General features: G+C 41.0%; 23 protein-coding genes, 2 tRNA genes and 1 other RNA gene. 16 read left to right on the forward strand and 10 right to left on the reverse strand.

All coding sequences use genetic code 11. The features are described from left to right. Positions 1–21 precede the first annotated feature (21 nt). Positions 22–546, reverse strand: coding sequence for a CoB--CoM heterodisulfide reductase subunit C (gene hdrC / locus C7391_RS01220; protein WP_133516719.1), 525 nt, complete (start codon positions 544–546; stop codon positions 22–24). Between the two features lie 328 nt (positions 547–874). After that, a complete protein-coding gene (locus C7391_RS08190) occupies positions 875–1,159 on the reverse strand; it encodes a hypothetical protein (protein WP_166627327.1) in 285 nt (94 codons plus the stop codon). Here C7391_RS08190 and C7391_RS08195 point away from each other — a divergent pair. Beyond that, positions 1,154–1,468 (forward strand): hypothetical protein, encoded by a 315-nt coding sequence (locus C7391_RS08195; protein WP_166627328.1) that lies wholly within the window; start codon positions 1,154–1,156, stop codon positions 1,466–1,468. The genes C7391_RS08190 and C7391_RS08195 overlap by 6 nt on opposite strands. A gap of 251 nt (positions 1,469–1,719) precedes the next feature. Continuing rightward, positions 1,720–2,083: RNase P RNA component (gene rnpB / locus C7391_RS01230), an RNA gene on the forward strand. A gap of 61 nt (positions 2,084–2,144) precedes the next feature. On the opposite strand, the gene C7391_RS01235 is transcribed toward rnpB, so the two are convergent. Then, positions 2,145–2,891 carry an HAD family hydrolase gene (locus C7391_RS01235; RefSeq protein ID WP_166627346.1) on the reverse strand — a complete coding sequence of 249 codons (747 nt, stop codon included), beginning with the start codon at positions 2,889–2,891 and terminating at the stop codon, positions 2,145–2,147. Positions 2,892–3,116: 225 nt separating this feature from the next. Next, positions 3,117–4,094, reverse strand: a complete 978-nt coding sequence (locus C7391_RS01240) for an MBL fold metallo-hydrolase (protein WP_133516722.1) — start codon at positions 4,092–4,094, stop codon at positions 3,117–3,119. A 139-nt stretch (positions 4,095–4,233) separates the two neighbouring features. On the opposite strand from C7391_RS01240, the gene C7391_RS01245 reads away from it, so the two are divergent. The 7 genes from C7391_RS01245 (at position 4,234) to C7391_RS01275 (ending at position 14,412) form a co-directional block, all read left to right on the forward strand. After that, on the forward strand, positions 4,234–4,785 hold the full coding sequence (locus C7391_RS01245) for a flavodoxin family protein (protein ID WP_166627347.1): 552 nt from the start codon (positions 4,234–4,236) through the stop codon (positions 4,783–4,785). 123 nt (positions 4,786–4,908) lie between these two features. After that, a complete protein-coding gene (gene nifB / locus C7391_RS01250) occupies positions 4,909–5,799 on the forward strand; it encodes a nitrogenase cofactor biosynthesis protein NifB (protein WP_133516892.1) in 891 nt (296 codons plus the stop codon). 10 nt (positions 5,800–5,809) lie between these two features. After that, on the forward strand, positions 5,810–6,814 hold the full coding sequence (locus C7391_RS01255; protein WP_223610938.1) for a methanogenesis marker 2 protein: 1,005 nt from the start codon (positions 5,810–5,812) through the stop codon (positions 6,812–6,814). Between the two features lie 112 nt (positions 6,815–6,926). Next, a complete protein-coding gene (locus tag C7391_RS01260; protein WP_223610939.1) occupies positions 6,927–7,655 on the forward strand; it encodes a DUF2162 domain-containing protein in 729 nt (242 codons plus the stop codon). Positions 7,656–7,717: 62 nt separating this feature from the next. Further along, complete coding sequence (locus tag C7391_RS01265; protein WP_133516726.1) at positions 7,718–8,383, forward strand: MotA/TolQ/ExbB proton channel family protein; 666 nt, start codon at positions 7,718–7,720, stop codon at positions 8,381–8,383. After that, a complete protein-coding gene (locus C7391_RS01270) occupies positions 8,380–8,781 on the forward strand; it encodes a DUF2149 domain-containing protein (protein ID WP_133516727.1) in 402 nt (133 codons plus the stop codon). Before C7391_RS01265 ends, C7391_RS01270 begins: the two co-directional genes overlap by 4 nt. A gap of 327 nt (positions 8,782–9,108) precedes the next feature. Next, positions 9,109–14,412 carry a cobaltochelatase subunit CobN gene (locus tag C7391_RS01275; protein WP_133516728.1) on the forward strand — a complete coding sequence of 1,768 codons (5,304 nt, stop codon included), beginning with the start codon at positions 9,109–9,111 and terminating at the stop codon, positions 14,410–14,412. Between the two features lie 224 nt (positions 14,413–14,636). On the opposite strand, the gene C7391_RS01280 is transcribed toward C7391_RS01275, so the two are convergent. After that, positions 14,637–14,939: a hypothetical protein gene (locus C7391_RS01280; protein ID WP_133516729.1), complete on the reverse strand. Its 303-nt coding sequence runs from the start codon at positions 14,937–14,939 to the stop codon at positions 14,637–14,639. A gap of 281 nt (positions 14,940–15,220) precedes the next feature. Here C7391_RS01280 and C7391_RS01285 point away from each other — a divergent pair, with 281 nt between their 5' ends. After that, positions 15,221–15,535 carry a DUF5611 family protein gene (locus tag C7391_RS01285; protein ID WP_133516730.1) on the forward strand — a complete coding sequence of 105 codons (315 nt, stop codon included), beginning with the start codon at positions 15,221–15,223 and terminating at the stop codon, positions 15,533–15,535. A gap of 149 nt (positions 15,536–15,684) precedes the next feature. Further along, a tRNA-Thr gene (locus C7391_RS01290) sits at positions 15,685–15,756 on the forward strand. Between the two features lie 152 nt (positions 15,757–15,908). Here C7391_RS01290 and C7391_RS01295 read toward each other — a convergent pair. Continuing rightward, the gene (locus C7391_RS01295; RefSeq protein WP_133516731.1) at positions 15,909–16,112 is read right to left on the reverse strand and encodes a hypothetical protein; all 204 of its coding nucleotides are present in this window, start codon (positions 16,110–16,112) and stop codon (positions 15,909–15,911) included. A gap of 219 nt (positions 16,113–16,331) precedes the next feature. On the opposite strand from C7391_RS01295, the gene C7391_RS01300 reads away from it, so the two are divergent. Beyond that, positions 16,332–16,550 (forward strand): hypothetical protein, encoded by a 219-nt coding sequence (locus tag C7391_RS01300; RefSeq protein WP_133516732.1) that lies wholly within the window; start codon positions 16,332–16,334, stop codon positions 16,548–16,550. A 79-nt stretch (positions 16,551–16,629) separates the two neighbouring features. Here the strand turns inward: C7391_RS01300 and C7391_RS01305 are convergent. From C7391_RS01305 to C7391_RS01315, 3 genes are all read right to left on the reverse strand, one after another. Next, positions 16,630–16,701: transfer RNA gene (locus tag C7391_RS01305), tRNA-His, on the reverse strand. 126 nt (positions 16,702–16,827) lie between these two features. Next, positions 16,828–17,061 (reverse strand): hypothetical protein, encoded by a 234-nt coding sequence (locus C7391_RS01310; RefSeq protein ID WP_133516733.1) that lies wholly within the window; start codon positions 17,059–17,061, stop codon positions 16,828–16,830. Positions 17,062–17,210: 149 nt separating this feature from the next. Further along, a complete protein-coding gene (locus tag C7391_RS01315) occupies positions 17,211–17,489 on the reverse strand; it encodes a ferredoxin-thioredoxin reductase catalytic domain-containing protein (protein WP_133516734.1) in 279 nt (92 codons plus the stop codon). Between the two features lie 366 nt (positions 17,490–17,855). Here C7391_RS01315 and C7391_RS01320 point away from each other — a divergent pair, with 366 nt between their 5' ends. Further along, positions 17,856–18,650: a DUF1638 domain-containing protein gene (locus tag C7391_RS01320; RefSeq protein ID WP_133516735.1), complete on the forward strand. Its 795-nt coding sequence runs from the start codon at positions 17,856–17,858 to the stop codon at positions 18,648–18,650. Positions 18,651–19,007: 357 nt separating this feature from the next. Next, on the forward strand, positions 19,008–20,924 hold the full coding sequence (gene gatE, locus C7391_RS01325) for a Glu-tRNA(Gln) amidotransferase subunit GatE (protein WP_223610940.1): 1,917 nt from the start codon (positions 19,008–19,010) through the stop codon (positions 20,922–20,924). A gap of 285 nt (positions 20,925–21,209) precedes the next feature. On the opposite strand, the gene C7391_RS01330 is transcribed toward gatE, so the two are convergent. After that, a complete protein-coding gene (locus tag C7391_RS01330; protein WP_133516736.1) occupies positions 21,210–21,659 on the reverse strand; it encodes a hypothetical protein in 450 nt (149 codons plus the stop codon). Positions 21,660–22,873: 1,214 nt separating this feature from the next. Between C7391_RS01330 and C7391_RS01335 the strand changes: the two genes are divergently transcribed. Continuing rightward, a complete protein-coding gene (locus C7391_RS01335; RefSeq protein WP_133516737.1) occupies positions 22,874–23,275 on the forward strand; it encodes a hypothetical protein in 402 nt (133 codons plus the stop codon). A gap of 5 nt (positions 23,276–23,280) precedes the next feature. Next, entirely contained in the window at positions 23,281–26,496 is a 3,216-nt protein-coding gene (carB, locus tag C7391_RS01340; protein WP_133516738.1) for a carbamoyl-phosphate synthase large subunit, read from the forward strand. The last annotated feature ends 67 nt before the right edge of the window (positions 26,497–26,563 follow it).

Raw genomic sequence — 26,563 nt, forward strand, 5'->3', positions numbered from 1 at the left:
CATTGTGCTGTTTATTCTTTTTTATTCCTTTTGCGTGAGTGTGTCAAATTCGCAGGCTTTCAAGAGCTTGCGGACTTGTTCGTACGCTTCGGGATACATGTGTACGGTCGGCGGCACTTCTGTCAGGCCGAGTTCCAATCTCTTCTTTCTGTTGGAATCATTAATCGGCACCGCATGTCCCGTGTCAATCACGAAATGCGCGACTTCGCGGTGCGGTTCAAGCATTATGCCTTCGTGAACCGCCATTGTGCGCATGCGCAGAAGTGTATCGACGTTTAAAACGCCTTCCGGGCATCTTTCCTGGCATTTGTAACAGGTGGTGCAGTACCACAAATATTCGTCGTTTAAAATACGGTCTTTCATGCCGAGTCCGGCCATGCGAATGTATTTTTTAATATCGAATTTACTTTCAATATCCTTCATGGGACAGCCGGTGGAACATCCGTTGCAGTTGAAGCAAAGCAGGATTTTGTCCATTCCTTTTTCCCGGGTAAGCTCATTAAAGAAGCTCTTATCGATTTCAGATGAACTGACTGGATCTGTCATGAGTACTCCCTCTCTTAGTTTTTCAGATAGAATATGGTTTAAAGATATAAGTCAAAAAAATCAAATCAAAAATCGGCACCCAAATACGGTGCTCGAATAACAAACAAATACAGCATGCGAAAGCCGCCGAACCCGTTAAAATTTCGTTATTGATTTGAAAAAACCCCGCAAGAGACGTGCACGAAAATTGCGCGGGTTATGTAATGATAAATTATGAACATACACAAAAACATGAAATCCTATATAAAACCTGCCGTTCGGCTCAAAGGTTTACATATAAACCTCACAGCATTCATTTTAGTTTTTGTTTTATCAAAAAAAGTTAGGTTTACATTGACAAAATGAAGAAAAAAGAAGACACCGGGAAAAAAGGAAAGGGAAAAGAAAGCATCGGAAAATTGTACAAAAGCGTGGGGTGGTTTTTGAAAACATTTTGAAAAACGGCATTGATTGGCACCGGTTTGTGCGGTGGCGAGATGACAGGGGCAGCAACAGCGAGCAGTTGACGGCAGCGGCTGTAGTTGACGGCAGCGAGAGGCAAAGCGGAAAACGGCAGGCATCCGTGCCCCCGTTCGCGTAAGCGAACGGATGTGATAAGAAAGAGCAGATGCACGCAGTAGCACAAACAGATGCAGCAGCACAAACCAACGCAGCAGCACAAACAAACGCAGCAGCACAAACAAACGCAGCAGCACAAACCGACGCAGCAGCACAAACAAACGCAGCAGCACAAACAAACGCAGCAGCACAAACAAACGCAGCAGCACAAACAAACGCAGTAACACAAACAAACGCAGCAGCACAAACCAACGCAACAGCACAAACCAACACAGCAGCACAAACCAACGCAGCAGCGCAAACCGATGCAGCGAAGCAAAGACCCAATGCAAAACAAATGCAATGCAGATGCAAACAAACCTGAATTGATTGGAGAAGCTGTTTCCATTTTTTGCTGTATCGGCTGAGTACGAATCCGCAAATTTCCGATTTTTCATTCCGCTTCGCTCCATTCAAAATCGAAAATTAGCGGGTGGTTGCGTTGGGTTTTAATTATTTTCAAACCATACATCCGTTTTTTAAATTTACGGAAAAACCGATGTATCAATTATTTTTGATTTATTAATTGAAAGAAGAGAATTCTTAAATATCACGCCGTCCTTTTTCAAACAACGCGGGAGCGGCAGGGCGGCTGCGGGAATTCAATTTCCTGAGGAAAGTCTCCCCACCCTCTTTCAAATTTGCGGATGTTTGTGAAGAACATTTGGCGAGAGTCAAGGCTATGGCACAGAAACGATACCGGGCCGTGTTTGCGATGATGTGAAAAACTGAGGCGCACGGCGCACGGATGCAACGGTAAAACCCCGCAGGTGCAAGTTGTATCGGGAGTACGCGTTCGATTTGAAAGCGCGCCTGATGTTAAAAGACGCACAGCCGAATGCCGCCGTACATTTCATAAAATTCAATTTTATTGATGAATCAAAGATAAGAATGTTCTTTGAAAGTACAGAAAACAGAAGGGAGCTTACTCGCCGGACCCGCGTATTCATTTTAAATATTGTAAATAAATATTGTAAAATAGCGATTTTGCGGCACGCAAATTAATTCTCTGACGTTGCCGTTTCTTTTTTGCAACTATCGGCGGAAACGGATGTTTTTTTGGACGGAGCTTTTTGAATAATATCAATAATTTCACCGAGATTATTCAATTTATAATCCGGTTCAAAATAGAAATCGCGGTCATGATCATTGCGGTCACCGTATGCGGCGTACGCGGTTGTCATTCCCATTTTTTTGGCAGGAGCGATGTCGCGGCGAAGACTGTCGCCGATGTACATAGATTCATTTGCTTTTGCGCCGGTTCTGTTCAACGCGAATTCAAATGCGCCGAGATCGGGTTTTTTCTTGCCGGACATATCATAAGCGATGACATCATCAACCAATCCGTCTAATTTCACGCGCTTCATTCGGCGGAAAGCATTCTCAGTATCGGCATCCGTGACAATAATAAAAGAGCGGCCCATGTCTTTGACAGTTTCAATCGTTTCGCGAACACCGTCATAAAGCTCGACATTTTCGACTTTAACATCTTCATAGATGCAGCAGCATTCTTCAAAAAGAGGCTCGGAGAAAATATATTTTTCTTTTAAGTAATCTTCAATATTTTCCAGATTTTCAAACCCGTAGATGCCGCGAAGGAAATAAGAAAGCATTTCAAGAGAGTCACCTGTCCCGATTCTGTCAACGACGGCAGAGCAGGCCTCGACTTTAGCATGAACAAAATCAAAAAGTGTATTGTCCATGTCTGAAAAGACGTATTGAATCTCTTGTTTTTCATCCGTTGCCATTGAAAATTTCCTTTTAATTAATAAGTGATTCAAATTGATTACCGACAACATTATAAAGCTATCGGAAATTTGCAAAAATAAGAACAAGAGACATCAAAAGATATAAGAGACTGTCAGTCGGAAAATCAGAGAGAATCAGAGGAAAAATCGAGGAAAACCGGAAGGAAAAATCAGAAGAAAAACGGAAGGAAAAATCAGAAAAATCAGAGAGAAATCGGCAGAGAATCAGAGAAGAAATTCTTCTCCGACGTCCAAACAATTTAAACAGCAATTGATTTCGCCGTCGTCGTCCAGCCGGCAAATAGCGCGGTAAGGCTCGCCAAGCGGCTCCTGCCCCATTTTATAAGTGCCGTAATGCATCGGAATCAGATGTTTCACGCCGAGCACCTTTGCGGCTTCGGCGGCTTCATCGGGTGAAATGTGCGCGAATTCGGCAACGGAGCGCGGCGTATAAGCGCCGATCGGGAGAATAGCGTAATCTATTGACGGGAATAACTCGGCAACCGCTTCAAAATGAGATCCCCACGCCGTATCGCCGCCGAAATAAATCGTTTTATCATTGCAGCGAATGATGAAACTGCCCCAGAGTTTGTTGTTGCTGTCAAGGATATGCATCCGGGACCAGTGAAAACTCGGAAGGAAATAAACTTCAACGCCGGGCATTGTTTTATACTGCTGATACCAGCCGGCTTCCTGATAGTTTTTCGTGAAATATTTGAGATAGCTGCCGCCGTTGAGAGGGAGCAGTGCCTGCGTTTTTTTATTGCCTTTGAAAATTTTATAAAGCGAGCGCGTGTCGGCGTGGTCGTGATGCATATGTGAAATCAAAACGTAATCGACGTACTTGAATTCATCAATTTCACACGGAATCGGAACCATACGCGGGCGTGTCGGAAAACCGAAATAAGAGGGATCTGTCAGGAAAGTTACGCCGCCCAAGCGGATGAAAAAAGAAGCGTGGCCGAGCCAAACAATCATGTCATCCTCTGATTTGATGAAATCATCGTTCGGGCAGAATCCGAGACGATACGTGTCGTTTTTGCGCGCCTCTTTATGCGGGTTATTCAGCCGGGATTTCAAAAAATCCGCCATTTTAATCGGAGCGGGTTTCTCGTTTATAAAAGAACGGCCTTTCATGGGATTTCCTTTCCAGCCTTCTTTAATAATCGGAAGATCAGGGTTGAAGAGATATTCTTTTGCCAAAATTACACCTTTCGTTTTTGAAAATTAAAAATATTTTGTTTTGAAATATAAATTATAAAATAGAATATAAACTTTCTTAATTTCGGGAACTTTTTATAAAATGCAGGGTTTGTTAGGTCAAAAAGAAGAGAGGGAGAAAATGAAAGTTATCGGAATACTGGGAAGTGCGCGTGAAAACGGCAGCACGAATTATTTGATGAAAGAAGTGATGGAAGAGTCGGCTGCCAAAGGTGCCGAAACAAAAATCTACAATTTGGCGAAAATGAACATCGGCGCGTGTTTCGGCTGTGAAGCTTGCCGAAAAACAGGAAGCTGCGTCCGCAAAGATGACATGCATATTTTGTATGACGAGATGAAGACGGCAGACGCCATCATCATCGGAACACCGATTTATATGGGTGAAATGACAGGACAGCTCAAAACATTCATTGACCGCTGTTTTGCTTTAAAAGACGCTGACCGTAATTCACTTATTCCGGCGGGCAAGAAACTGGCAATTGTCATAACACAAGGCGCGCCGATGCCTGAACATTACGCAAAAACGCCTGAAAGAATTGAATATATATTCCAAGGTTACGGCTTCGTTCCGGTCGGAACGGTTACCGCCGTCAGCGTTCATAACACGGATGAATTGTTGAAAGACGAAACAATTTTGGAAAAAGCGCGTGAGCTCGGCAAACAGTTAATATAAATACAAAATATAAACACAAGACAGAAAATAAAAACAAAACATCGAAAATAAAAAACATAAAAAATAAAAAACATAAAAATAAAAACAAAGAACAAAAACGAGGTGGCTTTTTTGAAAGATTGTATGAGCGACGACATGAAGAGAAAAATTTCCGAACATCCGTGCTATTCGCCTGAAGCGCAGCACAAATTCGGAAGACTTCATTTAGCGGTCGCGCCGTCCTGTAATATTCAATGTAATTACTGTGACCGAAAATTTGACTGCGTGAATGAAAGCCGCCCGGGCGTCACCAGTGAAGTGCTGTCACCCCAAGAAGCGTTGGAGCGAACGACACGCATTTTGGAACAAAATCCCTACATCAGCGTCATCGGCATCGCCGGTCCCGGAGATCCGTTAGACAATGACGAAACTTTTGAAACATTCCGACTGATTCGTGAAAAGTTTCCGGAAATCACGCTCTGTATCAGCACAAACGGATTGCTGCTGCCTGACAGATTTGATGAGTTGCTGGAATCAAACGTGGAAACGCTGACAGTAACGATGAACGCATTTGATCCCGAGATTCAAAAAGAAATTATCAGCATGGTTTATTACGGCGGCAAAAAATACGAAGGAAGAGAAGCCGCCGAACTGTTGATTCAAAAACAATTAGAAGGAATTGAAAAAGCCGTCGAAGCCGGCATGACGGTTAAAATTAACACCGTTCTCATTCCGGGAATCAATGATAAGCATATTGTCGATCTGGCGAAAAAGATGAACGAACTTGGCGTTTACATCATGAATGTGATGCCGCTGATTAATCAGGCCGCTTTTGCCGACATTGTTCCGCCGACAGATCAGGAAAGAAAAGTAATCCAAGACGCTTGCGCGCCGTATGTCAAACAGATGAGACACTGCCGCCAGTGCCGGTCAGACGCTTACGGTTTGATCGGAAAAGATTTGTCTGTTGAAAAGCAGCCCCGCAAAAAAGAATTCAAACCGATCACGATTTCAAAAAACGATGAAAAGAATTAAGGAGCAAACTGTGTCCAATTTAAACCGATATTCCGGAGATTTACAAAAACTCGCCGAATCCATCCGCACTTTTGACGGCACCTCCCGAAAAGGACCGATTGCATCAGTTTCTGAAATATTCAAAGAAGTTGCCGATGCTTACGGCGGCTGCATTGCTGATTTCGGTGACGACGCGGCGGTGATTGATCTTGGAAACGGCGACGTTATTTTGCTTGCCGCTGACGGCATTTGGGGCAGGTTGATTGAAAAAAGCCCGTGGTGGGCAGGGTTCACGTCTGTGATTGTCAACATTAATGACATCGTTGCGATGGGCGGAAAACCGCTTGCGATGGTGGATGTCGTTTCATCAACAGATCCTGAAACGTTTAAAGAGATTTTTAAAGGAATGGCGGAAGGCATTAAAAAGTTCGGCGTTCCTGTTGTCGGCGGTCATACGCATCCGGAAGGGGAGAAATCGCTTTCCGTTGCGATTGTCGGCACCGCTAAAAAAGAACACATCATTCGAAGCGATTCAGCAAAACCGGGTGATGTCGTTATTTACGCGATTGATTTGGACGGGCGGACCGGACCGAATTCGCCGTACAGTTTTGAATCCGTTTCTTCAAAAACACCTGAAGCACTTCGAAAAATGTATGAAGCCCCTCAAATTGTCGGGCAGCGACAGCTGGCAACCGCTGGAAAAGACATCAGCAACCCGGGAATCATCGGAACGCTCGGCATGCTGTGTGAGACGAGCAGCGTCGGCGCGCGCATTCGGTTGGCGGACGTGGTGATGCCTGAAGATTCTGAAATTACGGTTGAGAGATGGATGCTGATGCATCCCGGAACCGGATTTGTTTTGACGGCAAACCCCGAGAAAGCGGAAGAATGTATGACTGTGCTTCGTGACGGCGGCATGACGACAGCGATTTGCGGTGAAATAACGGCGGAGAAGAAAGTCATCATTGCGGATGATAAAAATACAGCTGTCGTTTTTGATTTTGAAAAGGATAAAATTACGGGAATTCGGAAATAATTCGATGAATAGTCGGATTAAATCATAATTCTAACTTTTTTAGATAACAAATATTACCTGAATATGAACGTTAATATAACGGGCTTAACTTAATCATTGAGTTATGGAACCGATGGCAACTCTTATTGTGATAGGAATTTTGTCAAGTGTTTTTATATTCGGGTTGAAGACGGGGATCGGCTGCGGTTTTTCAAAAACCGGCTGGAAAGTTGTGTTTGTCTTGTGTCTTTTATACTTCGGTATCGCGCTTGTGGCGGGTTATTTTATGGATGCGATTGATGTCACATCCTTTATGAGTTCACCGTTAGCTTCCGCGATTCATATTACGCTTGCTTTATTCTTATTGGGCGGTGGCATTGTCACAATGAAAAAGTGGCATGCCGGCTGTGATGTATCGAATAAAACTTTTTTGATTATGGTTTTACCGTGTCCGGTTTGTATGGCCGCGCTTCTTGTTTCATGTGTCGCGCTTTCAACCGTTGTTGAATTGGACGGCATCGTTATCGGCGCATTGGTCGGTATTGTTTTTGTGCTTTCGATTTTGCTGACAACTTTTGTCATGAAAAATTTGAGCAAAATGACGCAAAAACTGCATATCAACTTCGCGGGAACACCTGACACGCTTGGCGCAATTATGGTCTTTATCGGCCTTTTCTATTTGATTGCGGCCATTATGATTCCGGCTTACATCGGCGCAAGCGCTGCACGTTCAACGATTCCGATTGTATTCGGAACAGCCGAACTCACGGTTTTAATCTGTGTTTGTCTGCTGGTTGTTTTTGGTGCCGCTTTAACGGTCGCCGCTGACAGAAGCCGGGAAAAAAGTGCCAAAGGACAATGAAAAGAATAACAAAAAGATGTTATGAGGATTAAAATATAAACAAAATAGGAACAGGGGAAAATATGGCAGAGATTGCATTATTATCTGATTTCGGGTCGACCGTATCATACATTACGTACATTTTTTCAAATTCGCTTTTGTATCCGGTCATGCTTTTATTGATTTTATTCGTGATTTTATCACTGATTTTGGCCGGCGAATTTATTACGGAATACACACGCCGACACAGAGACCAAAGAATTTTGGAAAAGGAAACGCACAAAATCAGCAACATTATGGAATCATCGGCTTCGGCAGAATCCAAATACAAAGAAACGGCATCCGTTCTCAGAAGTTTTGACGGAAATCAAACGCAAATGGTTGCCGCTTTTGCGAAAGATGCCGCCGTTTCGGTAGAAGAAGGCGACTTGAAGCACGTTGAAAAGATTGCGGACGATTATGAAGTCCGCATGATGAAAAGAACGGAAAAGACCAGAATTATTACAACGGTCGGCCCGATGCTCGGTTTGATGGGAACATTGATTCCGCTCGGCCCTGCTTTAATCGGCTTGACCGACGGCAATATTGATGAATTGGCAACAAACCTTGTGATTGCTTTTGCTACGACCGTCATCGGTTTGTTTGTTGCGGGCATCAGTTTCTGCTTGACCACGATTCGCAACCGCTGGTACTGGCAAGATATGATTGATATTGATTACATCATTGACGCATTGGAGGAAAAGAAATGAGCCGCCGCTCCAGAAAGACGAGACGCGGTTCACTATTTTCACAGAATACTGTTGAGAATCCGATGAGCAGCGTCGGAAACGTTTTTGACGTGGCGATGGTTTTCTCCGTTGCTTTACTTGTTGCAATTGTCATGTCAGCCGGATTGACCGAACTGTTAACAGATCAGGACATTACAATCGTTAAAAATCCGGGTCAAGAGAATATGCAAATTATTCAAAAAACCGAAGAAGGCATCGAGATTATGGAAATCAACGCGGAAGAGCAGATCGGCGGCGGTATCGGCGACGTTCTCGGAACAGCATATCGTTTAGAAGACGGGCGCGTCATATATGTTCCGGAAGGAAATGAAACGATCGGCGACTCAAACGCGGCTGCAAGTAATGAAACATTGAGTTAATCATTTCGATTAGCTCCTTTTTTTATTTTTTCGATTCTGTTTTTATTGATATTTAAGATTCATAAAACCCGAAGGGAACTTTGCGATTTTTTCAAAATTTGTGCGGCTCGCGCGCGCAGGCGTCACCCCAAAACAATTAACAAAATAGAGAGAATGTATTACCCACAAAGATTACAATTATTATCTAAAAATTTGAGTTTATATTCAATGAACACCTTGAATAATAAAGTCAACTCGTTTCGAAAATATTCATGCCGAAATAAGAAATTAAAAAGGCAATCGGGTTTGAGTTATTAAATAGACAATATAAAATTGGGGAGTTTATGAATGATTTCAACAAGGAAAGTAAAGATTCTTTTTGTTTTAACACTATTACTTTTTTCAATGATTCCGACAACAATCGCCGGTGGTGGAAATAATCCGGATAAGATTGATGTTTTGTATATCGGATGGGCCGATGTGAGTATGCTTAACATGCCCATTGCCGAAGAGATGGAAATGTATTATAAAGACGACTTTACAATCACAATTTTAGATTATTTTGCAATGGATTCATTAACAGCAGAACAACTGAAGTTATATGATATTGTGATTTGCGATATGATTTTCTTTGGAACAGTGGATTCTGAAACAGAAAATATGTTCAAAGAAGCGCATGATGCAGGTGTCATGCTCATCGCTTTTGCAAACGACGGTTCTTCCGGAACAGTGACACCCGAGTTTTTTGATTTCAGAGACACAGCTGAATTGACGGTTTCAAAAAAATACACTGAAAATCAAATTAAAATTTTCTTTGACATGTATAAAGACATGAAAGATTACATGTCAATTGATTCCGAAAAAGAAAAAAAGCTGAAACAAGTCTACACAGAAAATATTCTCATGTATTTAGCCTCGTTAAGAAGTGAACATGATGACATAACAAACGATTGGGAAAAAATAGATATTACGTACATCAGCTTTAACGCTCACTCTTATTGGGGATCGGTGAACCAATACTCTTCATTTATGAATTTTACATTTATCAATTTCTGGAATGATGCGGGAAAAGAGAAACTCATAGAAATGGGAAATTCCGGCGATCTCAAAAAACAGGATTTAATTGTCGTATACATGACGCCTTGGAGCAATTTTGAAGCAGTGTATAATGAAATTGATTCGGATAAACAGCCGGACCTTGAAAAAATATACACATTCGGAGGATCCGGATTCGGAAATGAATCTTGGTTTGACGGATACGATGAATCGGATGCGAAAGGAGAAATCAATCAACAATCTCTGATTTACTGTGCAATAGAATTCACCGAATCTGCACTGACAACAAATTGGGTTTTGAAAGAAGGAACACCAAAATACGGCATATACCACCCGGATTTAAAATATGTCTATTACGAAAACTTAGATGATTACCTTAAAGAATACGAAACAGCCCCCGGTCCGTGGGATACACCGAGGTATCAATACAGCGAATCGAATTTAACAGTCGGCATTTGGTTCCATAAATCTTATTTTTCGGATCAGCGCTACAAAATTATTGATGATTTAATTCATGATTTGGAAGGAAAAGGCATCAATGTCATCGCAGGTTACGACATATTTCAGGAAACAATTGATGGAGACGGCGATCCGATAAACCCGATGATGAAATATTACGCTAAAAACGATAAAGTGATGATTGATTCCGCGATTTCAATTAAAGATTTCGCGTTGAGTTACAATGATTATGATGCGGGCATTGAATGGTTGGAAGAATTAAACGTAACCGTTCTGAAAGCGGTGATTGCTTCAACCGGCGATTCAATCGAAGGCATTCCCAAAGATATGCTCATTTATTCAACCGTTTCGCCAAACAGAGATGGCATGAGCGATTTCATTATTCTCGGAAATCTTGGCAAAGACGGACCCGAAACGTTTGATGAACAGAAAGATTGGCTGGCAAACCGCGCCATAAAGTGGGCTTATTTAAAATCCATCGAAAATGAAAACAAAAAAATCGTCATCATGTACTACAATTATCCGCCGGGTAAAGCAGACATCGGCGCGAATTATTTGAACGTGATGAAAAGTTTTGCCGGAACCGATATTGACGCGTCGGAGACATACACCAATGTCGGCGGTCTTTTAAGAGAGATGGATAAAGAAAAATATACAGTTTCATTCAATGATTTGCCGATTGAGAAGGAAGAATTGAATGACACGACTCTTTTAAATTTGGTTTACCAACAAGGCATTAATGTCGGCGCATATGCCCCCGGCGTTTTAGATGAAATGGTTGCAGGCAGAGGCGACACGGCTGATGAAGACTGGTGGGGCGCGACATTAGTCCCTGTAGAAGAATATAAAGAATGGTTTGATGAAACCATTCAAAATGAATCCATCCGAAAGAACGTGATTGATTCTTGGGGTGAACCCTGGGATTATACGACCCCCCTGGATGCGGATCAAAGCGGCATGATTTGGGAAGACGAATACGGAAAACGCTTCTTTGTACTGCCCGCCGTTCGTTTCGGAAACGTATGGCTGATGCCGCAGCCGGACAGAGCGCTTGCAACCGACAAAGCATTTTCATACCACAGCGGCGACATTCCGCCGACACACCAATATATTGCATATTATTTGTGGCTGAACAATGAATTCAAGCCCGACGCGATTATCAATTTCGGAACGCACGGAACACATGAATGGCTCCCGGGCGCAGCATACGGATTGAGCGCAAAAGACGATTTATCACCGCTTCTGCTGCAGGACATTCCGAATATTTATCCGTACATCGTCGCGAATGTCGGCGAAGGATTGACAGCGGAATACCGCGGAAACGCGCTTATCATTGACCACATGACACCGCCGATGATTCGCTCGAATCTGGATTCAAATGCTGATTTAAAATATTTGGAAGAAGAGATTCAGGCTTATTTCATCGGGCAGGATGCCGGAACAAACAAACAGCGTCAGGCAGCAATTGTTGACAGGATGTTTGAAGCGGGCATTCATGATGTCATCGGCACGGAAAAATACAAAAAAGCGATTAATTCCGCCAATCCTGAAAAGGTGACGGAAGCAGATATTAAAACGTATCTGAAAGAGATGACATACGACGATTTCTCGATTTTCTTAAAAGATGATTTGTATGACTATATTGAAACAATAAAAGAATCAACCTTGCCGTACGGTATGCATGTTTACGGAAAAAGCCCGACAGAAGACCAGATTTCCGCAATGCTTCGCGCCATGTGGGGTCTTCAGTTTGATGACGCTCTTTACAAAGCATATTATGAAGAGAAAAAGTATGTCGGCATCCCGTATGAAGACAACGGCAAAATTCACAGCCTTGTTTCAGACATGTCAACAAAAACAACCCCGTCGGAAATGATTGATTTGCTGGAAGCTGCCTATCCGGACGCGGAAGCCGCAAAGCATGAATCAGTCGTCCAATTCATTTTCGGCCCGGTTATGTATTTTGAAGGAAAGGATAATGCAGCGGATGTCATTAACAAATGGAAAGAAACAGGCGCATGGGATGAATTAATTGACGAAGTTATCTTTGCATATTATTTCTATGCACCTGCCGCCCCTGAAAAAACAGAATTGGAAGGAAAAATTACAGAAGTGGTAACATACTGCATTGACCATAAAGCCGAAAACGGCGGAAAAGTTGATGCGGAACTGATTAACGAAGCGTTATCAGCGACATTTAAAACACAATCTCATCAAAACAAAGCTGTTGTTTCGTATTTGACAGGCTACGCCCGTTTGGACTACGCTCAGAATTTGAGAGATTGCGGCGACTCGGAAATGAAAAGTATATTGAAAGCAATGTCCGGCGGATATATTACGCCGAATGCGGGAAATGATCCGATTCAAAATCCGAGCGCGATTCCGACCGGAAAGAACTTCTATGGTATTGACCCGACAAAGTTCCCGACAAAATCAGCATGGGAAGTCGGCAAATCTCTCGCGGACCAAATGATTGCGGATTATTATCTAAAATACGGAGAATTCCCGGACACGGTTGCGTTCTCCCGCTTCGGCGTTGAATTTATTCGAGATGAAGGTGCTTTGGAAGCTTGCGCGCTGTATCTCCTCGGCGTTGAGCCGGTCTGGGATGCAAACGGCAATGTTGATCCGAAAAGTGTCAAAGTGATTCCTTTGGAAGAGTTGGAATTTACATACACGGATAAAAACGGCAAACTGCAAACAGAGAGGAGACCGAGAATTGACATCCTTTACACAACAGCCGGCATGAGAGATGCTTTTGGTGACAAGCTGAAACTGATTAATGTCGGTGTTAAAGCTGTTTCTGATTTGGATGAGTCTGATGAATGGAATTATGTCAGGAAGAACACGCAAAAGCTTTTGAAAAATCCGGCAACGAAGGATTTGGCATATGTCAGATGTTTCGCAAATGAACTCGGGAACTATGAAATCGGAACGGGCAATCAGATCAGTGCCAGCGGTTCATGGGATGATCCGCAGTCAATTGTGGACACTTATTTGAAAAATATGGGTTACGCTTACGGCGATGACAGTTCGTGGGGTGTCAGCGCTCAGGAATTGCTGAAAGCTTTGCTGAAAAATGTGGATGCTTCTGTTCATGCGGATTCGTCAAACCTTTACGATACGTTGGACAATGATGACTTCTTCCAATATTTCGGCGCTTTGAATATGGCTTCTAAATATCTCCGTGACGACAATAAAATGCCGGAAATGTATGTCGCTGACACAAAGAATGTTGGCCGAAATGCAAGATTCAGTAGCGGTCAGATTTACGGCATGAAAGAATATTTGAACATCGACCTGGAGTCACGTTATCTTAATGAAGAGTGGATTAAAGGAATGATGGAATCCGGATATTCGGGATCGACAATGTATGCCGAATTTGTTGACAATTTGTTCGGATGGGCGGTCACTTCTGACGGCGATCTTGTCAGTTTTAAGAACTGGGAAGCGATTTACGATATTTATGTCAATGATAGATTTGACCTCGGATTGGATGAATATTTCAAAGAAAATCCGTACGCGTATCAATCAATTACTGCCAGAATGCTTGAGAGTATCCGCAAAGATTACTTAACGGCCGATCCGACTCAGAATCCTGCGGAATATGAACGCCAAATGGAAAAATTGTCAGAGATGGAAAAAACGCTTGTGAATGAATATATGCAGTCTGTCATTGATCAGGGAGTTTCCTGCTGTCACCACACTTGCGGCAATGTCATGTTTGATGAATTTATGAAAGGGCAATTGTCTGTGCTTGGCGTTGATCCTGATAAAGAACAGCTTTATTGGGATAAAGTAACCGGCGCCACGTATCGTGAAGAACCTGTTTTGCCGCCGAAATCTACAGGATCTGGCGGAAGCGGCTTCGGATCGGCAACTTTGGGTGACGCAGGTGAGCCTGCAGAATCGAATCAGCCCGAATCAGGCGAAGGATATGGAACGGACGGCGGTCAGGCAGGAAACACCGCGCCGGAAGTGACCGGATATCAGATGACAATGCTTGAATCGGTTACAAATTCTGTAAAGGATTTCATTGCCAACCCGACATTTTCATCATCCAGCCTCATTGCAATTGCTTTTGTGATTCTGGTTGTCGGCGCTGTATTCTTCGGTTTCAGAAGAAGAGGAATTTAATTAAAATCTTCACTCTTCGAATTTGAAAGAAGGAGTAATAATAGAAAGGACAAACAAAAAAACAAATGAAAAGACAAACAAAAAGACAAATAATAAATAAAAAAGACAAATAATAAATAAAAAAGACAAATAATAAATAAAAAAGACAAATAAATAAAAACAAACGAATAAAAAGCAGAGGCGATTGATTCGCCTTTGCAGTATTTTTTAAAAACGAATAAAAATCAGCTTTCCAGCCAAATTTTCATTTCTTGTTTCATGAATTTCTCGGCTTCCAAAACGTTTTCGAGCGGACCGCGAAGGGCGATAACCGGCGTTTGCGCGATTTCAGGTTCCGTAATTGAAATCAGACGGTCAACGGCTTCCAGTTCAAACATTTCAACCATATCCATAATGATTGACATCGGAACGCCCATCGGAATAACCAAATCATAAAGGTCTTCCAGCTCGGCGTTTTCACCAGACATTTCTGCCAATTCAAAGCGTTTTCTGTTGATTAAATCATGAAGTGATAAGACTTTTGTCATAAATATCCCGAATCCTTTTTGTTTTTTTAGTTTTTCTTTAATTATTTCCGTTTGGATTTGATTTGACACTTAATACATTCTTCACCTATTAAAATCATAACGATTCGGATTCAATACAAAGTAAAAAGGATAAATAAAGATTCGAATCAAAGGGATTTGAACCCACGAATCAAATCCCGCTTGAAGCTTTTACCCAGGGGTTCAGAGCCCCTACAGAAAATCTAAAAAATGAGAAAGATTCAAAAAGTATGAAGCAGTATTGGAATAAAAAAGGTGAGATAATGCAGGAATATAAATTAAAGCGCGGCTACACGCCCGACATTGAAAGAATGAGAGATTTGCTGACCGAATGTTTCGGAACAGAAATTAAAGAAGCGGACGGAAAATTAACCACGTCTTACGGTGTTTTAAAAGAAATCAATGTCTGGATGAACGCAAAAAAGCTCTGTGTCGACACGGTTGCCGACAGCACTGTCACTGACGACGCTGTTATTTTGGACTCAAACAAACGCTTCAGAACCTTTTTGGACAAAGGAACCGGCTATTCTTCCAAAGATCGCATCAAAAATGCGAAAAAGGAAGTCGGCGGCGAATAAATTTTCAAGATTATATGTAAAAAGGGGAAGAAAAGACTCCAAAGAAATACCAAAAGATTAATATGAGAGGTATTCCTTTTTGGAGTCTGCTTATTTCCATCTTTTTACGGAACAGGCAAACCGATTTTTATATATAAATAAACACAAGCGCCTCAATGGCTTAGGGGTATAGCACTTCCTTGGTAAGGAAGAGGTCGCGGGTTCAAATCCCGCTTGAGGCTTTTTACTTTTTTCAAAAATATAAATTAAATAGCGAACAGTGTCAATAAAAAGAGAACAGGAAATTAAAAACGGATAAAATACAAACAATTTGTATTTCATCCGCCATTAATTCAATCTGTTTTATGAATATAATTCAGTAAGAACAGACGAATTACATTTTTTCTTTTGCGTACCATACGCCGACGGCGCCGATGATCAAGAGGATAAGACCGCCGATCATTGCCGTGACTTCGTAGCCGACAACATAGGAAAGTGCCCAAATACCAAAGTAAGCAAGGGCGCCGAGGATCAAAACGATCGCTCCGATGACAGCTACAATCGCTGAGACATATGTTACGATTTCTTTATTTTCCATAATGATAACCTCCGCAGGTTTTATACCTGCAAATATATATTTAAAAATGAGAATATATAAATGTAATTGAAAAATAATGCCGTATAGATTATGCATACATTCCGCCATTTCAGGAAAAGAAAATAAAAGTTAAAAACCCGGTTGAAAAAGGATAAATTTAAATATAAATTAAAATAAATTTAAATGCTTTAATAATATTTTGATAAAGAGGTGTTATGAATGGCAGAAATAAATAAAAGTTTGATTTTGCTTTTTGAATTACTCATTGCAATCGGCGCAATTCTTTTCCTTGCAGGCCTTTGTATCGGCATTTTTAAGTGGGCTGCTCCGATTACATCTGAAATCGGCGTTGTTCTCGGCGGCGTTGTTGTTTTGATTTTCGGTTTCGCATTGGCACTTTACACAACAAGAAGCGAACAAAAAGAAATAACGGCATAATCCGCAAAAAGCAAAGTTTCTGTCATACGAGCATAAAATCATCAATAAAAGAGTTAAAAATTGAATTAAAAAATTAGAGGGCCGGGACCGAGAATCGAACTCGGGTCAAAGCCTCCACAGGGCTTCAGGATAACCTTTACCCCACCCCGGCCACATTACATTTTTAATAACGGGAAGAAGAATAGAAAGCGCTTTTTAGGAAAGCACTCCATAAAACCTTTTTTTTAATATAAATCTTTCGAACAACGAAAAAACGAATCTGAACGAAAGAAAAAAATTAATCCTGTGATTGCTTCATTTTCTCCGCCCATTCTTCATCAGACATGGACAAATCTTTGTCGCCGCAAACGCGCATTCTTTCAAACGTCAGGATTTTACGCGTAACCAATTTGCGTTTACCGCACCAGCCGGCTTCCGGATAGTTTTCATTGACAAAGTTAACGAGTTCGTCATCCGTCATTTTTTCCATTTTGTCTTGAAGCGCAAGCAAATGTTTTGCAATATCATCCATAATTAATTCTCCCGTGATTCATGATTTGAAAAGAATGATTAATGGTCTGCGAATTATTTAAAGCCTGCCATCGAATAAAAAAGAAGAGACAGAGGCGTAAAGCACTCTGAATAGAATGAATTAGACTCACCCTGTAGAATTAATTAAAATCATTCGGCTTTAAAGAATAAAGCGCAATGACACATTCCGTCCTGTTCAATTTCGTCAGCATGATAGATACAGGGACAAATGATTTTGCGGTCTTCTTCTTTATCACCAAGAACGATGCGGCACGGGCAATATTGGGCACCGTATTGTTCACGGCGTTTTGCCAAACCTTCATAAACCAAATCCAATTCTTCCGGATTCGGATTCAGACGGTAACCTTTTTTAGCAGCATATTTTTCAGCATATTGACGGACTTTTTCTTTTGTTTCTTCAAATGTCATTTGACCACCCGATTAACGTTTTCATTATAAGTTATGTGTTTTTCCATTTTTAATTTTATTTATTTTTTGAAGTGAATCGATCAATTAATCGATCAATCAATAATTAATTCAATAGAGTTGATAAATAAATTTCATTAAAGATAATTAAGCGTTCCGTCGGGATAATTAAGCGTCCGTCAGAATAAAATTTAAAAAATGAATTTCATATGGGCGTAATTATTTCCCATATCCTCGTAAATTCAATATCCAATTGTATCATATAGAGAAGAAACCATTTTTAAGTTATAGAAAAAGACTTGGCATAGAATCTATTTTTAAGTATAAAAAAGACAATCGGGATTTATAAAAGCGAGCAAGAGGAAAACCATGACAACCATTGCAATTGTTTCCTGCCGGATTTTTGAAGATGAATTGACGCATTTGATGAAAAAAGAGCAGCAAGAAAAAAAAGTACGTTTGTTTTTGATTGAAACTGAATTTACCGATACGATTGAAAAAAAATTCAATTCAGACAATGTCATTTATGAAAAAATTCAAAACAACCGAATTGAAGAAAAACTCAAAGAGCCGACAGATTCACAAAATACAATCCTCCTGCGATTGATTGAATTTTCGATGGAAGCACGCCCCTCTGAAATTAAAGACACTGTTTATGAAAAAATCAAACCTCTTCAAGAAATCACTGACGGCATCATGGTTTTTTACGGTCTTTGCGGCAACGTTCTCGGCTCCATTGAAGGAGATCTCAGCCGTCCGGATTGTCCGGTCCGTATTCTGCGCGATGAAGACGGCGACATGGGTGACGACTGCATTTGTATTTCACTCGGCAGCCGAAAAAAATATCTGAGTATCCTTCGAACCGACGGTCGCCAGGGAACTTACTTCCTGACCCCAATGCAAGCCGCTCACTGGAGAGAGATTGCATATGCCAGTGCGCTTACGCCCGATCCGAATGATGATGAAATGCTGAAAATGGTTTTTGAGTATTCCAATTATAAAAATGTCGGAAAGGTGAAAACCGGATTGCCGTATGAAAATGAATTTGACGGGATTGTGGATGATTTCGCAAGCAGGTTCAATTTGAATGTAATTGAATACGACGGATCGCAATCAATGATTGAAAAATCATTTGAAAGATTTATGAAAGAATTGGAAGCTTGATTCGGCTTTCAATCTATTTTTCTTTTTCATTCCGTTTTAACGTCCCTTACGATCTTTTACTCTCTTTTTATTCTCTTTTAAGATACATTTTTTACATTTATTTTTTCCATATTTCGAGTTTTTAACAAAAAATCAGTATAAATTTGAATTTTAAAAAACAAAAAATGGCTAAAAAACGGAAGGCAGAGAAAGACAGTAAAAGAACTGCGAACGAAATCAAAAAATATAACTTTTTAAGCATAATCAATGGGAAAATTTATTAACCCGTTGGATTCATCAATCAATGAGTATTGTTTTTCAATTTTATTTTTCGAATTTTCAATTAATATCAAATAAAACTAAGCAAGGATATTTAAAATGAGTCATGAAGCTAAAACGATTCCTGATTACGATTATGAAGCACTCGGCTTGATGGTCGGTTTAGAAATTCACCAGCAGGTGGATTCACCGACAAAACTTCACTGCCGCTGCCCGAATATTTACAGGGAGCCTGAAGAATCGACACATGAAATCAGAAGATACTTGCGCCCGAAAGCCAATAATTTGGGTATGATGGACCGCGCCGTTGTCGAACAGACACAGGCCAACCGTCAAAACAGATACAAAGTTTTTGACACAACTTGTCTCGGCGACATTGATGAGGCAGGACCGGCGCCGGTCAGCCCCGAAGCTTTAAAAACGACACTGGAAGTGTCAAAACTGCTTCATACAATTCCCGTAGACCGCGCGCATGTGATGAGAAAAATTATTGCTGACGGATCAGGCCCCGGCGGTTTTCAGAGAACAACTTTCATTGCCGGCAACGGTTGGATTGAAACGGAATCCGGAAAATGCCGCATTGCCAGTTTATGTCTGGAAGAAGAATCTGCGCCGAAGATGGAAGAAACCGATGAATACGTTATGTTTTCATTAGACCGCCTCGGCATTCCGCTGATTGAAATTGCAACCGAGCCGGATATCAGAACGCCGGAGCAGGCGTATGAAGTGGCATCCTACATCGGCATGTCCCTCCGTTCAACACTTGGTGTGAAACGCGGCATCGGAACAATCCGCCAGGATGTGAATGTTTCAATTAAAAACGGGACGCGTGTTGAAATGAAAGGCGTTCAGGCTTTATCAATGATTGGCGAAATCATCAAGCGTGAAATTTTCAGACAGCTGGCACTCGCCGAAATTAAAGATGAATTGAACGCAAAAGGCGCATCCGTTGATACAACGCTTTATGATGTGACAGATATTTTTGCAGAAACAAAATCTAAAGTCATCATCAACAGCGCTAAAAACAGAAAGATTTTGGCCATCCGCTTAAAAGGATTTGACGGCTATATCGGCAGAGAAGTCCAGCCCGGCAGAAGACTCGGAACAGAACTATCCGAAAAAGCCAAAGCGGTTGGTGTTTCCGGTTTGTTTCACACGGACGAATTGCCGAATTACGGCATCACTGCCGAAGAAGTTGAAAACCTTAGAAAAGCAGTTGGCGCAGATCAGGACGATGCTGTGATTATGATTTCGGGCCGCTCGGAAATTGTTAAAAGAGCCATGGAATCGGTTCTTGACAGAGCGGAGCAGGTTTTAATTACAATTCCACAAGAAACGCGCTATGCGCTTCCGGACGGCAATAATTCATACATGAGACCACTCCCGGGAGCCGCCAGAATGTATCCGGAAACTGATTTGCCAACCTTTACAATCAACCGTCAGGAATACATTGATTTAACGGTTCCCGAGCTTTTGATTTCCAAAGCTGAACGTTACGGGAAAGAATACGGCATTAACAAAGAATTTTCGGAAATGGTTGCTTTTTCCAAACATATGCAGCTTTTTGAAAAACTAGCTGATAAATACAAAGGAAACGAATCCGTCACACCGACTTTGCTTGCCAGAACATTTACCGGCGTTTTACCGGAGCTGAAAAGAGAAGGCTTAGATATTGATTCAATCACCGATTCCAAGTTTGAAGAAATGTTTGATTTAATTGCAGACGGCTCACTCCCGAAGGATGCATCCCGCAACATCTTGGTAATTATCTGCAAGGATTCAAAATGCTGCATCGCCGAAGTTGCCGAACAGCTCGGCATCGGCGCGGTTGACAGAAAAGAAATCGAGGAATATATTGACAGCATTGTTGCTGAAAAGAAAGACTTCGTTGCCGAAAAAGGCCCGGCGGCAGTCGGTCCCCTCATGGGAATCGTCATGGAAAAATACCGCGGCAAGATTGAAGGCAAAGAAGTCAGCGCAATGTTAAAAGAGAAAATTGATAAGATAACAAAATGATGAAAATCATTTTGAAATCTTTACTTTTTTAAATTTATTTTGTCTTTTAAATTTAAGTTATAATTCGTCTTTTTCTAATTTTACTTCGTTCATTTTTTATAAGATTTATTCAAAAAGAACTATGCCGGCAAATCAAAACAGAGAGGAGAGCCGAGAAGAAATAAGAATTAGATCAACAGACAACAAAAAATGATAGCAAAAAATGATAGCAAAAAATAATACCAATAGGACATATATCAAAAAAATAGAAAAATGAAAATGAATTAATAAGAATCAGAAGAAAATTTACCAAAACTGGTACCATTTCTTCTTTGTAGCATCTTCCAGCTCAAGTGTCTTTTTTTCAACCTGATTGATAAGTGTTTGAACTTGTGCGATATGCATTTTTGTCGTGTTATCGCGTTCCATAATCTGTTCGTCTTTTGTTTCCAGCTGACGGTTCAATGCATTGATTTGACTGTCCTTGATTTCCAGCTGTTTTAAAAGTGCAGAGACATATTCTTGAGAAACGACATCATTGCTGTCTTCTTCCAAATATTTTTCAAGAGCTTTTGTAACGACGACGCCTTTGGGTTCGTTGATAGAATCCAATTTATTATAGAGATCTGTAGATATCCGGACATTCAATTGTTTTTTGTCATCTGATTTCGTGCTATCATCAGATTTGGCGTTTTTTTCGGTAGCATTTGATTCATCAAGTTTACCGTTGTCGTTTGAATTGGGAGTATCAGTCATAATTACAAATCCGTTGTATCTGAGTCTATCAAAATACTACATCTTTATATTTAATTGTTATTTGCATGAAACCCGAAATTTCGTCAAAATATAGCTGAATATCAAAATAATGCAAAATGCAACAAAAATGGAAGCATTTGATAGACGCATATTTAACAGATAGAATTCGAACCGGTTTGTAATAGATTTTTCTATATTGTTCTATAAACGTTTGAAGTTGAGAATAGAACGAAGAGAGATTAGAAATATACAAAAATATGAAATCAGTTTTTGGAATCCAAAAGTGTATCAAATGGATTGAAATTGAAGATAGCAAGAGATAGCACATAGGACAGCAAAGAAAATCAACGACAGATGAGACAATTAAGAAGTGCATCAAAACAAAAGACTAGCCGAAATATAGCAAAAAAATAGATTTTTGAAGACATTTGCTATATTTGACCCGACAAGCCATGCTAGAAACAAAAACACAGCCAGATGAGCCCAAGAATGAGAGATAGAAGAGAAATAATAAATTTTGATGCATTTTTGTTGCAAAATGATATGATTTAATATATTTCAAAAAAGACAAGTTTGAAAAGATAGCAATTTGAAAGATTTTTGCTATTTTTGGCTAGATTTTGCGATAAGTATATATCTGATTGAAGCATAGTAGGATTTGTCAGCGTTGGGTTATTAACACTCATTAACTCAACCGGACTCGAAAAATCTTTGAATTGGAAGAAATGTGTGAAAAGAGAAAAGGATGATTTGTGGCGAATTATCCTTTTCTGACTTCTATTCCGGTTCAGTTCTTTTAAAAAACGAAAAACTGAATTAAAAAAAGTTTTCAGCAGAAAGTTTCTGCCTGAAAAACCGATATTACTGACAATAACAATATCGTATATACCTTTTGCGGTCGATTCGTTCTCTATGTATTTTTATAGAAGAAAGAATAAGAAATCATCAATCGAACTGAAGAAGAAACGGATGACAGAAAAATAAGAATTATAATCTTAATCTTTTTTTCTTTAATAATTCATCTTTTTTAATATTCCGGCATAATTTTGAAAATCCGACTGTATTCCTTTTAGAAATAAACGATTCATTTTCACAGACAATCATGACATTTTCAATCACAGAAGTTATATATTGGAACGATATTCAATCAAGTTTTAGAGACTTATTTTGACACATTTTTGCTGTGAAGTCTTAAAAAATCAAAAGAAACGAGATTGACAAGAGCTATGACCCGTAAGATAAATACTGATAAGGAAATCGGTTACGGGTATCCCATCAAACCGCCGTGTTTGACGATGCCTGATTCATTTGAGGGGAAAGTATCGAAAAAACACAAAATGCTTTTTTTAATTCATAAAAAAGCGTTGGAAACACCTGTTTTTCATAAAACGTTTTTGACATTATCGACTTTTATTTCATTATTCTCATTTTCTGCTTTTGTTTCTTTTTTTGGCACTCTCTTTTTCTTCGATTTATTTTCATTTTTTACCCGCTTATTCCCAACCTGTTGTTTAACTTTGGAAGAGATGACATATCATTCAAATTCATCAGCAGTTAAGGTGCTAGAAAAATGCAGCAGCAAAAATCCGTTTAATATTTATCAACTAAATTGGTGACACAAATGCCGAAACGAAATGACGTAAAAAGAGTATTATTAATTGGATCCGGCCCGATTGTAATCGGCCAGGCAGCAGAATTCGACTTCTCGGGAACCCAGGCATGCCGCGCCCTGAAAGAAGAAGGACTCGAAGTCGTTTTAGTCAATTCAAACCCGGCAACAATCATGACAGATCCCGAAACAGCGGATGTCGTGTATGTTGAGCCGATTAATGCTGAAATATTGGAAAAAATCATCGCAAAAGAGAAACCGGACAGTATTATTGCAGGCATTGGCGGTCAGACCGGTTTGAATATGACAACCGAACTCGCCGAAAAAGGAATTCTTGAAAAATACGGCGTGAAACTTCTCGGAACGCAAGTTGAATCAATCAAAAACACCGAAGACCGCGAACTTTTCAAAGAACTTATGATGAGTATCGGCGAACGCGTCCCGCGCAGCAAAGCTGTGACAACAATGGAAGAAGTCGAAGAAACAATTAAAGAATTCGGCCTTCCATTAATTGTTCGACCGGCATACACCCTTGGCGGCGCAGGCGGCGGCATCGCCCACACTCGTGAAGAACTCTATGAAATTGCCGAAAAGGGATTTAAGAAAAGCCGTATTCACCAGCTTTTAATTGAAGAAAGCGTTCTCGGATGGGAAGAAATTGAATTTGAAGTGATGCGCGATAAAAACGATACCTGCATTGTCATCTGTACAATGGAAAACATTGATCCGATGGGAATCCACACCGGTGAATCAATGGTTGTCGCCCCGATTTTAACGATGCCCAAAGAAGATGTCAAAATGCTTCGTGAAGCATCTATGCGAATTTTAAGAGCGCTCAATATTGAGGGCGGCTGTAACATTCAATTGGCTTACAACCCCGAAAACAGCGATTACAGAATTATTGAAGTCAATCCGCGTGTTTCCAGATCTTCCGCTTTGGCATCTAAAGCAACCGGATTTCCGATTGCCCGCGCAACCGCAAAAATTGCGATCGGCAAAACACTTGATGAAATTGTCAAAGGTGTTGAAGTCGGATCCGACAATTGGGAGCCGACCGTTAACTATGTTGTCACAAAAGTTGCTCGCTGGCCTTTTGATAAATTTACATCGGCAGACCGCACATTGACAACCGCAATGAAAAGCACCGGAGAAGTAATGGCCATCGGCGGTTGTGTTGAAGACACACTTCAAAAAGCGATTCGCGGCCTTGATGTCGGCAAACATATTGACGAATATTCCTGGACAGATGAAGAAATAGAAAACCTTCTGAGAGTTCCGACCGATGAACGCATTTTCGTCATCATTTACGCGCTGAAAAAAGGATACTCTGTCAAAACGATATCAGACTGGACAAAAATTAACCCGTATTTCATTGAAAAAATCAGCAACTTTGTGCTCTTTGAAAACACATTAAAAGAAGAGAAGCTGACAAAAGAAATATTGTTTGAAGCTAAAAAGCTCGGTTTCACGGATGAAAGAATCAGCGAACTCACCGGCAAAAGCCGTTCTGAAATCACAGACATGCGTCTCAAAGAAAACATGAATGCCTCTTACCGCATGGTTGATTCCTGTGCCGAAGCACTTGAATCATTTACACCGTATTATTACACAGAATACGGCGTTGAAAACTTGTCTAAAGTCAATGACAAAGACAAGATTTTAATTCTCGGCGCAGGTCCGATTCGTATCGGCCAGGGCATTGAATTCGACTACTGTACCGTTCACGCCGTCAAAGCGCTCCGCGAAGAAGGCATTGAAACGCATATCATCAACAACAACCCTGAAACGGTTTCAACAGACTATGACACATCTGACAAACTCTTCTTTGAGCCGGTCACTTTAGAAGATGTCATGAACGTTATTGAAAAAGAGAATCCTTCCGGCGTGTTGATTCAGTTCGGCGGTCAAACATCCGTCAACCTTGCAATGCCTTTGGAACAGGAAATTAAAAGACGCGGCTTAAACACCAAAATTTTGGGAACAACGCCTGAAAATATGGATATGGCCGAAGACCGTGAAAGATTCAATGTTTTAATGAGTGATCTCGGCATTTTACAGCCGGAAGCCGGATATGCAACCTCCGAAAGCCAAGCCTTTGAAATCGCCGAAAAAATCGGATATCCGGTTTTGGTTCGCCCGTCATATGTTCTCGGCGGCCGCGCAATGGAAATTGTTTATGACCGCGACGAACTTGAAAAATACATCAAAGAAGCAGTACGCGTGACCCATGACCACCCGATTTTAATTGACGACTTCTTGGAAGGCGCCCGCGAAATTGATGTTGATGCCGTTTGTGACGGAAAAGATGTTTTCATCGGCGCAATTATGGAACACATTGAAGAAGCAGGCATTCACTCAGGCGATTCTGCTTGTGTGATTCCCCCGCAGACTTTGTCCGAAGAGATCTTAGAAATCGTCAGAGACTACACCAGAAAGATTGCGCTTGCTTTGAACGTCAAAGGTATGGTTAACATCCAAATGGCCGAGCAGAACGGCAAAGTGTTCGTTTTGGAAGCCAATCCGCGCTCCAGCCGAACCGTTCCGTTCGTCTCCAAAGCCATCGGCATTCCGCTGGCAAAAATCGCCGCAAAAGTTATGATCGGCAAGTCTTTGAAAGATCAGGGCTATATCGCCGAAAAAGAGCCGCAAATCAAACATGTGGCTGTCAAAGAGGTAATCCTTCCCTTTGACAAGTTGCCCGGCGCAGACCCGCTTTTAAGCCCTGAAATGAAGAGTACGGGTGAAGTCATGGGTATTGACTACAGCTACGATTTGGCATTCTACAAAGCAGAAATGGCGGCAGACAATACTTTACCGCTTGAAGGAACCGTCTTTATGTCCATTCGCGACAAAGACAAAGAAGAAATGCTTGAAGTGGCCAAAGAAATGACCGCGGCCGGTTTGAAAATGCTTGGAACCAAAGGAACCGCCGAATTCATGGAAAAGAACGGCATTTCAATGGACATCGTTTTAAAAGTCCATGAAGGCACGCCCAACGTCATTGACCGCGTCAGAAAGAATGAAGTCAGTTTGGTCATCAACACGCCGACCGAGAAAACAAAAGCGCGCCGTGACGGCTCCAGAATCCGCCGCTCAGCCGTTGATTACGGTGTCCCGTACATCACAACGCTTCAAAGCGCCAAGATTTCAGGAAAAGCGATCATGGCGGCAAAAGAAAAAGAAATGACAATCAAATCAATTCAGGAATATAACAAAGACAATTCATAATTGTCTTTTTATTCCTTTTTTTTAAATTTCTTCATTTTTGATTTTCATTTTATCCTCGTTATTATTT

Origin of the sequence: Methanimicrococcus blatticola, assembly GCF_004363215.1 — an archaeon.
In the GTDB taxonomy this organism is placed as follows: domain Archaea; phylum Halobacteriota; class Methanosarcinia; order Methanosarcinales; family Methanosarcinaceae; genus Methanimicrococcus; species Methanimicrococcus blatticola.

What these genes read in the sequence shown, in the direction of transcription:
- hdrC (WP_133516719.1), bottom strand. Translation starts at nt 546, where the DNA reads ATGACAGATCCAGTCAGTTCATCTGAAATCGATAAGAGCTTCTTTAAT.
- C7391_RS08195 (WP_166627328.1), top strand. Translation starts at nt 1,154, where the DNA reads ATGCACGCAGTAGCACAAACAGATGCAGCAGCACAAACCAACGCAGCA.
- C7391_RS01235 (WP_166627346.1), bottom strand. Translation starts at nt 2,891, where the DNA reads ATGGCAACGGATGAAAAACAAGAGATTCAATACGTCTTTTCAGACATG.
- C7391_RS01245 (WP_166627347.1), top strand. Translation starts at nt 4,234, where the DNA reads ATGAAAGTTATCGGAATACTGGGAAGTGCGCGTGAAAACGGCAGCACG.
- nifB (WP_133516892.1), top strand. Translation starts at nt 4,909, where the DNA reads ATGAGCGACGACATGAAGAGAAAAATTTCCGAACATCCGTGCTATTCG.
- C7391_RS01260 (WP_223610939.1), top strand. Translation starts at nt 6,927, where the DNA reads ATGGCAACTCTTATTGTGATAGGAATTTTGTCAAGTGTTTTTATATTC.
- C7391_RS01265 (WP_133516726.1), top strand. Translation starts at nt 7,718, where the DNA reads ATGGCAGAGATTGCATTATTATCTGATTTCGGGTCGACCGTATCATAC.
- C7391_RS01270 (WP_133516727.1), top strand. Translation starts at nt 8,380, where the DNA reads ATGAGCCGCCGCTCCAGAAAGACGAGACGCGGTTCACTATTTTCACAG.
- C7391_RS01275 (WP_133516728.1), top strand. Translation starts at nt 9,109, where the DNA reads ATGATTTCAACAAGGAAAGTAAAGATTCTTTTTGTTTTAACACTATTA.
- C7391_RS01280 (WP_133516729.1), bottom strand. Translation starts at nt 14,939, where the DNA reads ATGACAAAAGTCTTATCACTTCATGATTTAATCAACAGAAAACGCTTT.
- C7391_RS01285 (WP_133516730.1), top strand. Translation starts at nt 15,221, where the DNA reads ATGCAGGAATATAAATTAAAGCGCGGCTACACGCCCGACATTGAAAGA.
- C7391_RS01295 (WP_133516731.1), bottom strand. Translation starts at nt 16,112, where the DNA reads ATGGAAAATAAAGAAATCGTAACATATGTCTCAGCGATTGTAGCTGTC.
- C7391_RS01300 (WP_133516732.1), top strand. Translation starts at nt 16,332, where the DNA reads ATGGCAGAAATAAATAAAAGTTTGATTTTGCTTTTTGAATTACTCATT.
- C7391_RS01310 (WP_133516733.1), bottom strand. Translation starts at nt 17,061, where the DNA reads ATGGATGATATTGCAAAACATTTGCTTGCGCTTCAAGACAAAATGGAA.
- C7391_RS01315 (WP_133516734.1), bottom strand. Translation starts at nt 17,489, where the DNA reads ATGACATTTGAAGAAACAAAAGAAAAAGTCCGTCAATATGCTGAAAAA.
- C7391_RS01320 (WP_133516735.1), top strand. Translation starts at nt 17,856, where the DNA reads ATGACAACCATTGCAATTGTTTCCTGCCGGATTTTTGAAGATGAATTG.
- gatE (WP_223610940.1), top strand. Translation starts at nt 19,008, where the DNA reads ATGAGTCATGAAGCTAAAACGATTCCTGATTACGATTATGAAGCACTC.
- C7391_RS01330 (WP_133516736.1), bottom strand. Translation starts at nt 21,659, where the DNA reads ATGACTGATACTCCCAATTCAAACGACAACGGTAAACTTGATGAATCA.
- carB (WP_133516738.1), top strand. Translation starts at nt 23,281, where the DNA reads ATGCCGAAACGAAATGACGTAAAAAGAGTATTATTAATTGGATCCGGC.